Source organism: Pseudomonas sp. NS1(2017), assembly GCF_002269425.1.
GTDB lineage: Bacteria > Pseudomonadota > Gammaproteobacteria > Pseudomonadales > Pseudomonadaceae > Aquipseudomonas > Aquipseudomonas reactans.
In genome coordinates this window covers 4,047,274-4,062,361 of sequence record NZ_CP022960.1, presented here as the reverse complement: position 1 = coordinate 4,062,361, position 15,088 = coordinate 4,047,274, and the positions used below count along the sequence as shown (strand labels likewise).

Sequence of the window (15,088 nt, the reverse complement as noted above, 5' to 3'; positions counted from 1 at the left end):
GACAAGGAGGAACTGGGTTGGTTCAATCTGTGGTGGGTTCGCCCACCACAGCCCCATTCAAGGGGTTTTCAGCTTCAGGTGACGCGCATACCACGGCCGCTTCGGCACGCGCTTGAATAAGCCCTGCAGGCTGTTTTCGTCTTCGCCAAAGGTAATACGCAGGGCCAGCTTCATGACCTCCGGGTCCATCTCCATCGACTTGCCCACCTGCAACCCCGGCGTGGTGCTGCAACCATGGGTATCCGGGCCCAGCCAAGGGTCGCCGACTTCCACCCAACGGCCCGGTGCGAACCAGGCCACGCCGTTGACTTGCAAGCGCTGGACTTCGCCCGGATTGAAGCGCTCATGGGCGCGAAACCAGTCTTCGATGCGATCGTCGATCCAGCCGTGGAAATGCCAGAACACCGGATTGACATGGGATGAGAACGGGTCGCCGAGAAAGTCGTTTTCCGCCGCATACCAGCGCGCAGCAAAGTCGGCAGGGTCACGGGCCATGGGCACGGGGGCGCCGTTGGAGGGGTCGCGCGGCACGGAGGCCCAACGCATGTGCAGCCAGTCGTGCAGGCCCAGCTCCATTTCGGAGCCCAACTGGCCCAGGGTGAATTTGGCCAGGTAGCGCGGGTCGCGGTATTGGGACTCCCACACCTGGAAGTTGCTGTGATAGGTCTCGGCGGCCTTGATGTCGCTGACCCACTGGGTGTACTCGGTGTCGTCCGATGCCGACCAGGTGGGCGGCAGCGCGAAGCCGTCGTGGTTGTCGAAGTAACGCAGAAAGCCCAGGCGGTCGCGTTCCAAGGCCGGTTGCGGCTCAGGGAATTGCGGCCACGAGGGCAGATCCTGCATGGAGCGCGCGGTGCCGAGCATGTGGCGGTGCATGAAGAAGAAGTCGATACCCGAGCCGTTGCGGTCCTTGCGTTTACCCCGGGCATCGCGTTCCTGGCCGCGTGGGCCGGGTTGCCAGCCAATACCACGCAAGGCGTCGCGTTTTTCCTCGGAGAGTTTGTGCCACTGGTCACGGGTGGCGTGCCACAGTTGGTGGAACAGGCGGTGTTCGGGCGCGATCAGCCAGGCCAGCAAGGTCGGGTTGAGACCGATGCGTTGGCGGGCTTCAGGGAACCACTGTTTGTGGGCGATGAAGCGATTATCGCGCTCAATCCATGCAAGTGGCCGATCGAGGTCGAGGATCTGCCCACTGAGGGTGCTGCTGCCAGCGTTGGCAAAGGCCGCCCAGACCTCATCAAGAGTCATCTTGAATTCATAGGCGGGTGTACCGTCGGCCGAATCACGGTCGATCAGGCGCCAGTAGAGCACAGCGCCCTCCCCCGTCAGCAGGTCACCCAGCACACGGTAACGCGGCTCGCCTTCTTCGGCGCGCAGGTGGGCGGCAGTGTCCAGGTAACCGCGCAAACCGCGTCCACGGGGCGCGATGTCGAGCAGCAGTTGCAAATCTTGCAGTGGCAGTCCTTTGAGGCCGGCGTCGCGGCCCTCCAGGCGCAGGTCCCACACCCCACGCAGGGTGTTCGCCAGGTGCTGGCCGGCGGTGTCGGCCAAGTCCACCGTGGCTTCGCCGGGGGTGATGGGGAATTCTTCTTCGCGCGTCAACTCGCGATGGGCATAGAAAGCGGCAGGCACGGCAGCGCCTGTCAGCGCCAGGCCTGCGATGAACCCACGTCGAGAGATGGTCATTGTCTACCTTAGGAAACGGCTTTATCAGAGCTAGAACGATTGCCTGCCGGGGAAATTTACCGAGGCGCCCTCGCCGCCTAAATTTTGCCGCCGATCACTCGTTCTTCCCTGATAGCGAAGGCCTCAACTGACTGAGATGGCAATGACAAAACCACGTTCGAAAAAGGCGCTGTACATCGGCCTGCCGCTGGCACTGGCCATCGGTGCCGGGGCCGGTTTCCTGGTCTGGGATCACTGGTTCAAGGGCAATGCCGGTTACCCGCTGGCGGTGATCAAGCAGGCCAACGAAATGCAGGACCGGCTGCTGTCGTTCGACAGCCATATCACCGTGCCCGTGGATTTCGGCACCGCCGGCAACGAGGCGGACAAGGACGGCGAAGGCCAGTTCGACCTGGTCAAGGCGGCACGCGGGCGCTTGTCCGGCGCAGCCTTGACCATCTTCGGCTGGCCGGAAATCTGGAACGGCCCCAACGCCCCGCACAAACCCACCGACGGTTTTGTCGAGGCCGCGCGCAACGAGCAGGAAGTGCGCTACAAGATTATCAGCGGCATGGTGCGCGACTTCCCTAATCAGGTCGCCATCGCCTACACCCCGGATGACTTCCGGCGCCTGCATGGCGAGGGCAAGTTTGCGATCTTTATCAGCATGCTCAACGCCTATCCGCTGGGCAACGACTTGAACCAGTTGGACCTGTGGGCGGCGCGCGGCATGCGCATGTTCGGCTTCAGCTATGTGGGCAATAACGCCTGGTCGGACTCATCGCGGCCGTTGCCGTTTTTCAATGATTCCACCGACGCCCTTGATGGCCTGTCGGACATCGGCAAACAAGCGGTGCACCGCCTCAATGACCTGGGGGTGATCATCGATGTGTCGCAAATGTCGACCAAGGCGCTGGAGCAAGTGGCGCAATTGAGCCGCACGCCGATGGTGGCGTCCCATTCGGCGCCGCGCGCCTCCGTGGATATCCCGCGCAACCTGAGCGACAAAGAGCTGCAACTGATCAAGAACAGTGGCGGCGTGGTGCAGATCGTCGGCTTCTCCGCCTACCTGCGCCCGCTGAGCCAGCCGACCCAGGACAAGCTCAACGCCCTGCGCGCTCGCTTCGACCTGCCGCCGCTGCCCAACCTGGCCGTGGCCCTGATGCCGGGCGACGCGATCATTGCCGCCTGGCCGGAACACAGGTTCGGCGAGTACGCCAGTGCGCTGTACGGCATCCTCGATGAAGAACCGAAGGCCACCCTAAAGGACCTGGGCGATGCCATCGACTACACCGTGCGCAAGATCGGCATCGACCATGTCGGCCTGTCGTCGGACTTCAACGATGGCGGCGGTGTCCAGGGCTGGAACAACGTCGGCGAAATACGCAACGTCACCGCCGAGCTGATCCAGCGCGGTTACTCCGAAGCCGATATCGCCAAGCTTTGGGGAGGCAACTTCCTGCGCGTATGGGACCAGGTCCAAAAATCTGCCAAGCCCTTGGCCAACCGTTAATCATCCAGAAGCCCGTCCATGACCGACCGCCGTACCTTTCTCAAGCAGGCAGGTGTACTTGCCGCAAGCCTGCCACTGGGCGCCGCCCTGCTTCCGCAGGCCATCGCCGCCAACGCAACCACCGATGACCCATGGACGGGACTCAAGCAACTGTTCAACCAGGACCCGGACTACCTGCACTTTTCCAACTTCCTGGTGGCAACCCACCCCAAGCCGGTGCGCGAGGCCATCGAGCGCTACCGCGCGCAGATCGACCGCAACCCAGGGCTGGCCATGGACTGGGACCTGCAGGAAACCTGGAAGCGCGAAGGCCAGGTGCGCGAATGGGCCGGCCGTTACCTGAGGGCCACCCCACCGCAAATCGCCCTGACCGGCAGTACGTCCGAAGGCTTGGCGATGATTTATGGCGGGATCAAGGTACGGCCTGACCAGGAGATCCTCACCACCGTCCACGAACACTATGCCACCGAGTTCAGCCTGGATTTCCGGGTGCGCAAGGAGCAGACCCAGGTCCGCAAGATTCGCCTGTTCGACAACGCCAACCGCGTATCGGCCGACGAGGTGCTGGGCAACATCCAGCGCAATATCCGCCCCAACACCCGCGTACTCGGCATGACATGGGTGCAGTCCGGCAGCGGCGTGAAGCTGCCTATCGGCGAGATCGGCAAGCTGGTGGATGAACACAACCGCAACCGTGACGACAAGGACCGCATCCTCTATGTGGTGGATGGCGTGCACGGATTCGGCGTGGAAAACCTCGATTTCCCGGACATGCACTGCGACTTTTTCATCGCCGGCACTCACAAGTGGATGTTCGGCCCGCGCGGCACCGGCCTCGTTTGCGCCCGCGACCCGCAAAACAAGTATGTGACACCGATGGTACCGACCTTTTCCGAAGACAAGGACTTCGCCACCAGCATGACCCCGGGTGGCTACCACGCCTTCGAGCATCGCTGGGCGGCGGACGAGGCCTTCAAGCTGCACCTGCAACTGGGCAAGGCGCAGGTGCAGGCGCGGATTCACGCACTCAATACCGAACTGAAAGAGCAATTGCTGGCCCACCCGAAGATCGAACTGGTCACCCCGCACAGCCCTGAACTGTCGGCTGGTTTCACTTTCTTCCGCGTCAAAGGCCAGGACAGTGATGCCGTGGCGGCCTACATGATGAAAAACCGCGTGGTGATCGACGCGGTGGACCGCGATGTCGGCCCGGTGATCCGCACCGCCCCCGGCCTGCTCAATTCCTCCGCCGAGATCCAGCGCTTCATGACCTTGCTGAGCCAGCGGGCGTGACGCACACCTTTTCCCCTTTGAATGAGAGGCCCACATGAACAAACCCCTCACGGCCCTGGCGCTCACCGCCCTGTGCGGCGCCTTGCTGCCCAACCTGGCCCAGGCCGCCGCGCCGCAACCCGGCAAGGTGTTCAAGGATTGCAAGGACTGCCCGGAAATGGTGGTGCTGCCCGCCGGCACCTTCACCATGGGCACGCCCGAGGATGAAGTCGGCCGCGAGCCGGATGAAGGCCCGATGCATGAGGTGACCTTCGCCAAGCCGTTCGCCATGAGCCGCTTCCATATCACCGCCGGCGAATGGGACAGCTACGTGCGCCAGACCGGCGTGAAGATCGCCGATGGCGACACCCGCCCCGGTCGTGAATGCATCGCCAGCAAGCCACGCTATCCCCAAGGCCCGCGCCAGCCGGCGGTGTGCATGGACATGGACGACATCAAAAGCTATGTGGCCTGGCTGTCAAAAAAGACCGGCCAGCAGTACCACATGGTCAGCGAGTCCCAGCGTGAGTACGCCGCACGCGCCGGCTCTACCGGGCCGTTCCCCTTCCCGTTCGATGAAGGCAAGGACTACAGCATCACCAAGCATGCCAACACCTATGGCCCAGCCGATGGCTACAGCTACTCGTCGCCGGTCGGCAGTTACCCGCCGAATGCGTTTGGCATGTACGACATGCATGGCAACGTCTATGAGCGAGTGGCCGACTGCGAGCACCCCAACTACATCGGCGCGCCTACCGATGGCAGCGCGTGGGTGGAGCCTAACTGCGAGGGCTACATGATCCGGGGTAATGACTGGGGTGAAGCGCCGGTGTTTTCGCGCTCGGGGAATCGCAACACCATCTATCCGCAAACGCGGGGGGATTGGATTGGGTTCCGCGTAGTGCGCGACCTGTAATCCATGGGTTGCCGGAACCGTGGGTTCCGGCAACCCTTCGACTCAGGCGTGTTTAGCCAACAACGCCAACCCCTCATGCAACGCCGGGAACAGGCTGTTGTTGAAGTTGTTCCAGCGCAACTCAAGGATGGTGTCTTCCGGCGTGATCTCGGTCTTGAGCACGTCGTGGAACACTTCACCCGAATCGATGCCGTTGTCGACGTAGTGGAACGAGGCACCGGTGAGGTACAGCGGCTCCGAAGGCGTGGTGGCCTTGGTCGCCCAATCCGTAACCGTCAGACCACGTGCGCCATACAAGGCGTTCCAGGTGGCGTAGGCACCCCGGCGCTCGTACGGCGATTCAATACGGGTAATGCCCGGATGGATGTTCATGATGCGCCGGGCAAACGGCGCACCGGGGCGCACCAGCTCATCCAGGATCACCAGCAGACCGTCCAGCACCACGATATCAGCCTTCAACTCCACCAGTGTGTCATGCAGGCGGCGTTCGAAATCCTGCTTGCCGGCGATATGTTCCGCACTGCCCCGTGACAGGCGTCGATAAGTCGACGGCACGCTCAGCAGCAAGTCATTGACCAGGCGCCCCTGCACGCGCAGATCGGCCGGATACAGCCACTGGCGACCCGGCTGGTAGGCAAAACCGTAGTCGGCCACCAATTGCTGATCCCGCGGGTTCTGCTCGTCATCGTCATACACCACGCCCACCAGGTTGTAGGCCTCGCCCAGCGGCGTGTCGTTCAGCGCCCCCACCAGGGATTCCAGCACCGACATCATGTAGCGTTCATGGTCCTTGTAGGCCACCGGCTGCCCGGCCTTGTCGGCCGCGGCATTGCGCAGGGACCACACGTACACCAGATTCCTTTTCGTCATTGTTTCGCTCTCGCTGGATAGATCAGGCACGCACTCATACGCGTGCGCCTACACCACAAGAACGAACCAGCCCCCGTGCAATTTATCCACACCCGCCACCGCCCGGCACACCGAGCTAAATAGTCGCGCCAATCCTTCGTTTGTCATGGGTAAGGGTCTGTGTGCCCAGCCCCCTCTTTTTTCACTTTCCGGGAAGTATTTATGACCGACCCCAAGCGCGGCGCCTTCAACGGTCTGCTCGCATTGCTCAGGCCTTTTCGCACCATCGTGACGGCCTCCGTCGCCCTGGGCATGGCCGGCGGCCTGGCCATCACGTTGCTGCTGGCGACGATCAATAACGCCCTGCACTCTACGACCGGGATGACGCAGGGGGTGATCCTGACGTTTGCGGCGCTGTGCCTGTTGGCCCTGACCAGCTCGATCGTCTCGGATATCGGCACCAACTACGTCGGCCAGCGAATTATCGCGGCCCTGCGCAAGGACCTGGGTGAAAAGGTGCTGTCGGCGCCCATCGAACAGATCGAACAGTACCGCTCCCACCGCCTGATTCCGGTGCTGACCCATGACGTCGACACCATCAGTGACTTTTCCTTCGCGTTCACTCCGCTGGCCATCGCAACGACGGTGACCCTGGGCTGCCTGGGCTATCTGGCCTACCTGTCGGTGCCGATGTTCCTGATGATGGTGGTCGCCATCATCATTGGCAGCAGCGTGCAATTCATCGCCGGTGCCAAGGGCATTCGCGGTTTCGATGAGGCCCGCGACCAGGAAGACGAGCTGCAACGCTACTATTCCGCAATCGCCTCGGGCGCCAAGGAATTGCGCATCCACCGGCCCCGCCGCTACCGCATGAACACCCACCGCATCCAGGAAACCGCCGACCGGATCAGCGATATCCAGGTGCGTTCGGTGAACATCTACATCGTCGCCAAAACCTTCGGCTCGATGCTGTTTTTCGTGGTCATCGGCCTGGCCCTGGCGATGCAGGCCTACAGCCCCAACCCGGACCCGGCGGTGATCACCGGCTTCGTACTGGTGCTGTTGTACATGAAAGGCCCGTTGGAGCACGTGGTGGGTTACTTGCCGATCATCGGCAAGGCGCGGATTGCCTTTGCGCGCATCACCGAATTGTCCGACCGTTTCTCGTCGCCTGAACCCCATCTGCTGATGGATGGCAGCGAAGCCCCCACGCCAATGGTCAACAGCTTGGAATTGCGCGGCGTGAGCTACAGCCCGCCGCCGGTGGAAGGCAGCCAACCGTTCCACCTTGGGCCGATCAACCTGAGCATCAAGCAGGGCGACATCGTGTTTATCGTAGGCGAGAACGGCTGTGGCAAAACCACCCTGATCAAGCTGTTGCTGGGCCTCTACCAACCCCAGGCCGGGGAAATCCGCCTCAATGGCGAAACCGTGACCGATCCGGCGCGCGACGACTACCGCCAGTTGTTCACCACGGTGTTTGCTGACTATTACCTGTTCGATGACCTGGTCCAAGGCAGCGCCACCCAGTCACTGGACAGCGCGACCAAGTACCTGGAGCGCCTGGAAATCGCGCACAAGGTCAGCGTCAAGGACGGTGTGTTCAGCACCACCGACCTGTCCACCGGCCAGCGCAAGCGCCTGGCCCTGGTCAACGCCTGGTTGGAAGAACGCCCGGTGCTGGTGTTCGACGAATGGGCCGCCGACCAGGACCCGGCCTTCCGCCGCGTTTTCTATACCGAGTTGCTGCCGGACCTCAAGCGCCTGGGCAAGACCATCATCGTGATCAGCCACGACGACCGCTATTTCGACATCGCCGACCAGTTGGTGCGCCTGCGCGCCGGCCAAGTGGTGCACGAAATGGAACCGGCGTGAATTTCTTTTCCGGTTTCTGCAGGTAGGAACGTCTCACTAGTGGTAATGAGAACCAACCCCAACAAATACTTAAAATCTGCCCACTAAATACCTAGAAGAGAATTCACCCATGCCAGCAACATTTGGTCTGAGTCCCTTGAGCAAGGCACTCTCCATGCGCCGCCTCTTGAACACCCACGTGCTACCTGGCGCGATTGCCGTTGCGCTGACGCTGCCAGTCGCCGGTTATGTTCAGGCGCAGGAGATCGAGCTGGATGTCCCTGCACAGTCGCTGGGTAGCGCTCTTCAAGAATTTGGTAAGCAAGCCAACCTGCAAGTGCTGTACAGCCCGACCGACGTCGAAGGCAAACGCAGCCACAAGGTCAAGGGCAAGTTGCAGCCTGGCCAGGCCATGACCACGCTGCTGACCGGCACCGGCGTGAACTTCGACCTGCAAGGCAACACGATGACACTGACTGCCGGCCGCTCGTCCGCCCTGGAGCTGGGCGCCACCCAGGTGACCGCCAACCAGCTCGGCACCATCACCGAGGGTTCGGGCTCCTATACGCCCGGGACCATCGCGACCGCGACCCGCCTGGTGCTGACGCCACGGGAGACGCCGCAATCGATCTCGGTGGTGACCCGCCAGGCCATGGATGACTTCAACCTCAAGTCGATCGACGACGTGATGCGCCACACCCCCGGCATCACTGTTGCCGCGTATGACAGCGAGCGTACCAGCTACTTCTCCCGTGGCTTTGCCATCCAGAACTTCCAGTACGACGGTATTCCGATCCTGCAGGACGCCCAGTATTCGTCCGGCCACACCCTGACCGACACGGTGATCTACGACCGCGTCGAGATCCTCAAGGGCGCGACCGGCCTGCTGACCGGCGCCGGTGGCCCTGGCGGCACCATCAACATGGTCCGCAAGAAGCCGACCTCGGAATTCAAGGGCTACATCGACCTGGGCGCCGGTTCCTGGGACAACTACCGCTCGGAAGTGGATGTGAGCGGTCCGCTCACCGAGTCCGGCAACGTGCGCGGCCGTGCGGTGGCGGCCTATCAGGACAAACACTCGTTCCTCGATCACTACCAGCGCAAGACCAACGTGTACTACGGCATCCTGGAATTCGATCTGGCGCCGGATACCCTGCTGACCGTCGGCGGTGACTACCAGGACAGCGACCCGCAAGGTTCCAGCTGGTCAGGGGCGGCGTCGCTGTATGACTCCGCGGGCAACCGCATCAGCACCTCGCGTTCGTTCAACAACGGCGCCAAGTACAGCAAGTGGGCCCAGTACACCCGTACCGGCTTCGCGACCCTGGAACATACGTTCGATAACGGCTGGGTTGGCAAGGCGCAGTACAACCACCAGATCAATGGCTACAAGGCTCCGCTGTCGGCGCTGCTGGCGCCGAACGCAGCCACCGGCAAGGCTTCGCTGCTTACGCGTACCTACAATGGCGAGACCACCAGCGACACCGGCGACCTGTACGCCACCGGGCCTTTCAGCCTGTTCGGCCGCGAGCATGAACTGGTGGTCGGCGCCTCGGTCTCGCGCTCCCACTGGCTGGGCCGCGACTACACCAACGCCACCAACTACAACAACAGCCACGATTACTTCGATTGGGACGGCGACGCGCCCAAGCCTGACCGTGGCCCACAGACCAAGCGCAATGACGAACTCACCCGCCAGAGCGCCCAGTACATCACCGGCCGCTTCAGCCTGGCCGATGACTGGCACCTGATCCTGGGTACCCGAGTCAACAACTACGAGGTCAGCGGCACCAGCCAGGTCAAGGACACCGGCAAGGTCGTGCCTTACGCCGGCCTAACCTACGACTTCACCGAGAACCTCTCGGCCTATGCCAGCTTCACCGAGATCTACCTGCCTCAGGACGACTACCGCGACCGCAACAACAAGCCGCTGGAGCCGGACGAAGGCAAGAACTATGAGCTGGGCTTGAAAGGCGAGTTCTTCGATGGCCGTCTCAACGCCAGCCTTGCGTACTTCGAAGTACACGAGAAAAACCGCCCCATCGACGACCTTGACTACGTTCCCCTCAGCTACCCAGGCCTTGACTACGCGTCCAAAGGCACCGAAGCCAAGACCAAGGGCTACGAAGCGGAAATCTCCGGCGAACTGGCCCCTGGCTGGCAGTTGCAGGCGGGTTACACCCATAAGATCATTCGCGACAAACAGGGCGAGAAACTCTCCACCTGGGAGCCGGAAGACCAAGTCAACATCTACACCAGCTACAAGCTGACCGGCGCCCTGGACAAGCTGACCCTGGGCAGCGGCGTGCGCTGGCAGGGGACGGGCTGGAAGGTGCTGACCAACAACTACGCCACCGGCAGCCAGGATAAATTCTCCCAGGATCCGCTGTGGCTGGTGGACCTGATGGCCCGTTACCAGGTCACCGAGAACGTATCGGCCAGCCTCAATGTCAACAACATCTTCGACAAGAAGTACTACACCAACATCGGCTTCTACAATTCGGTCTACTACGGTGACCCGCGCAACATCATGCTCAGCACCCGCTGGAACTTCTGATGCATAGACGCTAGCCGTTCCAACCAAGCCCCTGGCCATGCGCAATGACCAGGGGCTTTTTAGTGTCCGCCTGCCCGTACACCCGGCACAAAAAAGCCCCTGGCCTTAGAAGAGGCCAGGGGCTTGGGTTGCTGCCGTCCGTTACTTCATCGCATCGGCGAAGCTCTGCACAAACGCAGCGTTATCGATGATGCGGTCGTGGGTGGAGTCGATCAGCACCGACTGCTGGACACACGCCCTGCCCACCACCTGCTCCATGGTCGCTTCAATCAACTGACGGTGCTGGCCTGCACGGCTGCCGGCGGCCCACCAGCAGCGGATCGGCGCCTTGAGCGGTTTGAAGTCAGCGTCCTTGAGCCGCTGGCCCAGGGTGCGGTCCAGCTCCCAGGAAATCTGCGCTTCATCCCCTTCAAGCAAGCTTGCCTTGATTTCCCGGAACGTCTCGCCCAACGCCTCTTCAGCCCAGGCGCCCAGTGCCTGCCATTGCTGCGCTTCATCACTGAAGAATGCCTGGCTGTCCAACCAGGCGGTGTGGATCTGCTGGCTCGACGCCGGGAACATCACCTGCAACAGCTCAACGCGGCGCTGGTTGACCGACAGTTCATCGTCATCCGCAATCACCGCTGCGTCCCAGTAAGCCTTGAGCCAGTAAGGCGGCGAGGCATCGATCCAGCCGACCACTTCCACCTCACGCCCGGCTTGTTCCAAGGCGTAGGCGACTTCCATGGCCAGGTTACCGCCCATGGACCAGCCCGCGAGACGATAGCGCCCCTCGGGCAACGCATCGAGCAATTGCCCGGTGTAGTCCTCGACCATCGCTTGCCAGCTCGGTACGGCGCTACCCTCCTCGGCCAATGCGCGGCAGATCACGCCCATCACCGGCCGCTGCTCGCGCAGTGCCAGGCCAATGGCCTTGTAGCAATGCACCGAGCCGTAGCTTGGGTGGAACAGGAACAGCGGCGTGCCTTCGGTCTGGCTGTTGAGCTTGACGATCAGCGACTGCCCCGCGCCGTTGCCCAGGCAATTCACCTGCCCTGCGACCGTGGGGTTAAGCATCAATTGGCTGACCGACAGGGTCTTGCCGGTGGCCTTGCGGATGCGTTCCTTGAGCATCAACACCAGCAGCGAGTGACCGCCCAGTTCAAAGAAGTTGTCATCCAGGCCAACGCGCTCGACGCCCAACACCTCGCCCCAGATCGTTGCAAGGCGCTGTTCCTGCTCGGTGTGTGGCGCGCGGAACACCTGCTGGTGCTGAGACGCGTCGGGCTTGGGCAAGGCCTTGCGGTCCAGTTTGCCGTTCGGGCTCAGGGGCATCTGTTCCAGCAACACCCACTGCGCCGGAATCATGTAGTCGGGTAAATGCGCCGCAAGGTGCGCACTGAGCGGTTCGCGCCAGTGCTCACCGGGCGCTTGCAGCACCAGGTAGCCGACCAGATGCTTGCCATCGACCACCTGCACCGACGCCTCCTGGACTTCAGCGGTTTCGAGGATGCGCGCTTCAATTTCACCCAGTTCAATACGCAGGCCACGCAACTTGACCTGGTGATCCAGGCGTCCGAGGTATTCGATCACACCGTCGGCGCGCTGGCGCACACGGTCACCCGTGCGGTACAAGCGCGCCCCCGACTCGAACGGCGAGGCAATGAAACGTTCAGCAGTCAGCGCGGGACGGCGGTGGTAGCCGCGCGCCAAGCCCAGGCCGCCCAAGTACAACTCGCCCGCCACGCCGACGGGCACCGCTTGCAACTGGGCATCCAACACGTAGGTCTGCAGATTGGCGATCGGCTGGCCGATGGGTACCGTGTCGCGTTGTTCATCGACGCAGGTCCAGTGGGTCACGTCGATGGCGGCTTCCGTCGGCCCGTACAGGTTGTAAAGGCTGGCCGCAGGCAATTTGGCAAAGACCTGTTGCTGCGCGTCCACCGGTAATGCTTCACCGCTGCACACAATGCGGCGCAAGCTCTGGCAACTGGAGGCTGCCGCGTCCTGCATGAACGCCTGCAGCATCGAAGGCACAAAGTGCAGCGTCGTCACCTGTTCGGCGTTGATCAGCGCCACCATCTTCGCCGGATCACGGTGATCCCCCGGCGCCGCGACCACCAGGCGCGCACCGGTCATCAACGGCCAGAAGAACTCCCACACTGACACGTCGAAGCTGAACGGTGTCTTCTGCAACACCGTATCGCGAGGGGTCAAGTGGTAGGCCTCTTGCATCCAGCATAAGCGGTTGGTCAACGCCGAATGACGGTTGCCCGCGCCCTTGGGCTGGCCGGTGGACCCGGAGGTGTAGATCACATACGCGAGGTTTTCGCCGTGCAGCGCAAGGTCAGGGTTGGTGTCAGGGAAGTCTTCGAACCCAGAGTCGCCCAGCAACAGGCATTCGATGCCTTCGGCACGCGGTAGTTGTTCCAGCAAGTGGGATTGGGTCAACAGCAGCTTCACGCCGCTGTCTTCAAGCATGTACGCCAGGCGCTCAGGCGGGTAATCCGGGTCCAGCGGCACATAGGCACCGCCGGCCTTGAGCACGGCGAGCAGGCCGACCACCATCTCGATGGAACGCTCCACGACCAATCCGACCAACACGTCCGGACCGACGCCAGCCTGGATCAAGCGATGGGCCAGACGGTTGGCGCGCCGGTTCAAGTCGGCATAGCTCAGGCGCTGCGCGGCGAAGACCAGTGCGGGGGCATCCGGAGTCTGCACAACCTGCGCTTCGATCAATTGATGCACCGGCTGTTGTGGATAGTCGCGCGCCGTGGCATTCCATTGCCTTACGAGGGCCTGCTGTTCGACAGGCTCCAGCAGCGGCAACTGGCTGACCCGCTGTTGCGGATCATCCAGCATGCCCCACAACAGGTTCTGCCAATGGGTCAGCATGCACTCGAGAACGGCGGGGGCAAACAGGTCGGTCGCGTACGTCAGGGTGGCGTGGATACCCTGCGCCGAAGCCTGGGTGTCCAGGCTCAGGTCGAACTGCGCAGTCTGGCTGCCCCAATCCAGCCCTTCTACGCGCAAGTCGGGCAGTGACTGCCCCGACGTCATCAACCCCGCCTCACTCTGGTGGTTGAACATCACCTGGAACAGCGGGTTATGGCTGAGGCTGCGCTCTGGTTGCAGGGCCTCCACCAATTGCTCGAAAGGCAGGTCCTGATGGCTCTGGGCGTCCAGGCTGCGGCGCTTGACCTGCTGCAACAATTGGCCGACAGAGAGCTGCCCATCGATATCCGCCTTGAATACCTGAGTGTTGACGAAGAAACCGACAAGGCGTTCCACCTCAACCCGGCTGCGGTTGGCGATTGGCACACCGACGCGGATGTCTTGCTGGCCACTGTAGCGGTACAGCAGACTCTGGAAAGACGCCAGCAACACCATGAACAACGTGACGCCTTCACGCTGCGCCAGCGCATTGAGCCCGGCCGCCAGCGCGGGCGGCAATTCAAGTTGCAGGCTGGCGCCACGGTAGCTTTGCACCGCCGGCCGCGCGTTCGCAGTGGGCAGCTCCAGCACCGGCTGTTCGCCGCCTAACAGTTGCTGCCAATACGCCAATTGACGTTCGCGCTCGCCCGCCGCCATCCACTGGCGCTGCCAGTGCGCGTAATCGGCGTATTGCAGCGCCAGTTCCGGCAACTGCGGCGTCTGGCCCTGGCTGTAGGCGCCGTATAGCTGTACCAACTCGTCGACCATCACTTGCATCGACCAGCCGTCTGTCACGATGTGGTGCTGCACCAGCACCAGCACATGTTCATCGTCAGTCAGGCGCAGCAAGGTGACGCGCAGCAGTGGGCCACTCTGCAAGTCGAAGGGCCGGGCAATTTCGGCTTCGACCTGCTGTTGAAGATGGGCGGCGTCGGCATCTGCCCGTGCAATCACCAGCGCAGTGGCTGGGCGAATCACTTGAACCGCACGCTCGCCGTCCTGGTAGACCTGGGTACGCAAGCTCTCATGACGCAGCACCAGTGCATCGAAGCTGCGCTGCAAGGCCGGTTGGTCCAAATGCCCGTTCAGGCGTAACACGCTGGGAATATGGTAAGCCGCGCTGTGCGGGTCCAGTTGCCACAGGAACCACTGGCGTTCCTGAGCAAACGACAGCGCCAACGGCTGGTCACGCCCGACCGCCAGCATCGGCGGCGCCAGCGTCTGGTCCGCAGCCTGCAAGGCCAACACAAAGCCTTCCAACTGCGGCGCCTCGAACAAGGTGCGCAAGGCGACCTCTCGTCCAAGCAGTTGACGCACGCGCGAGATCACCTGCATGGCCAGCAACGAATGCCCGCCCAGCTCGAAGAAGTGATCGTTCAGGCCGATGCGCTCGGCCCCCAACACCTGCGCCCAGATCGCCGCGACCTGCTGCTGCAACGGCGTGACCGGCTCAACCCAGACGCCTTGCGACTGCGCGGTGTCCGGCTGCGGCAGGCCCTTGCGGTCAAGCTTTCCGTTGGGGGTCAGCGGCATCTGCGCCAGGAAC

At 62.4% G+C, this 15,088-nt stretch carries 8 protein-coding genes; 5 read left to right on the top strand and 3 right to left on the bottom strand.

Annotation, left to right across the window (positions count from 1 at the left end; genetic code table 11):
- Nucleotides 1-57: 57 nt before the first annotated feature.
- Nucleotides 58-1,686, bottom strand: a complete 1,629-nt coding sequence (locus CI807_RS19265) for a PvdJ/PvdD/PvdP-like protein (protein ID WP_095015770.1) — start codon at nt 1,684-1,686, stop codon at nt 58-60.
- Between the two features lie 142 nt (nt 1,687-1,828).
- Here CI807_RS19265 and pvdM point away from each other — a divergent pair, with 142 nt between their 5' ends.
- The 3 genes from pvdM to CI807_RS19250 are packed head-to-tail and all read left to right on the top strand — an operon-like array spanning nt 1,829 to nt 5,366.
- Nucleotides 1,829-3,178: a pyoverdine-tailoring dipeptidase-like protein PvdM gene (gene pvdM / locus CI807_RS19260; RefSeq protein ID WP_095015769.1), complete on the top strand. Its 1,350-nt coding sequence runs from the start codon at nt 1,829-1,831 to the stop codon at nt 3,176-3,178.
- Nucleotides 3,179-3,196: 18 nt separating this feature from the next.
- On the top strand, nt 3,197-4,471 hold the full coding sequence (locus CI807_RS19255; protein WP_095015768.1) for an aminotransferase class V-fold PLP-dependent enzyme: 1,275 nt from the start codon (nt 3,197-3,199) through the stop codon (nt 4,469-4,471).
- 34 nt (nt 4,472-4,505) lie between these two features.
- Nucleotides 4,506-5,366, top strand: a complete 861-nt coding sequence (locus CI807_RS19250; RefSeq protein ID WP_095015767.1) for a formylglycine-generating enzyme family protein — start codon at nt 4,506-4,508, stop codon at nt 5,364-5,366.
- A 42-nt stretch (nt 5,367-5,408) separates the two neighbouring features.
- Here the strand turns inward: CI807_RS19250 and CI807_RS19245 are convergent, their stop codons facing one another.
- Nucleotides 5,409-6,236 (bottom strand): N(5)-hydroxyornithine transformylase PvdF, encoded by an 828-nt coding sequence (locus CI807_RS19245; protein ID WP_095015766.1) that lies wholly within the window; start codon nt 6,234-6,236, stop codon nt 5,409-5,411.
- A 201-nt stretch (nt 6,237-6,437) separates the two neighbouring features.
- Here CI807_RS19245 and CI807_RS19240 point away from each other — a divergent pair, with 201 nt between their 5' ends.
- Nucleotides 6,438-8,090 (top strand): cyclic peptide export ABC transporter, encoded by a 1,653-nt coding sequence (locus tag CI807_RS19240; protein ID WP_095015765.1) that lies wholly within the window; start codon nt 6,438-6,440, stop codon nt 8,088-8,090.
- Between the two features lie 154 nt (nt 8,091-8,244).
- Nucleotides 8,245-10,626: a TonB-dependent siderophore receptor gene (locus tag CI807_RS19235; protein ID WP_095015764.1), complete on the top strand. Its 2,382-nt coding sequence runs from the start codon at nt 8,245-8,247 to the stop codon at nt 10,624-10,626.
- Nucleotides 10,627-10,767: 141 nt separating this feature from the next.
- Here CI807_RS19235 and CI807_RS19230 read toward each other — a convergent pair.
- A partial coding sequence (locus CI807_RS19230; RefSeq protein ID WP_256578542.1) for an amino acid adenylation domain-containing protein occupies nt 10,768-15,088 on the bottom strand: 4,321 nt, incomplete at its 5' end.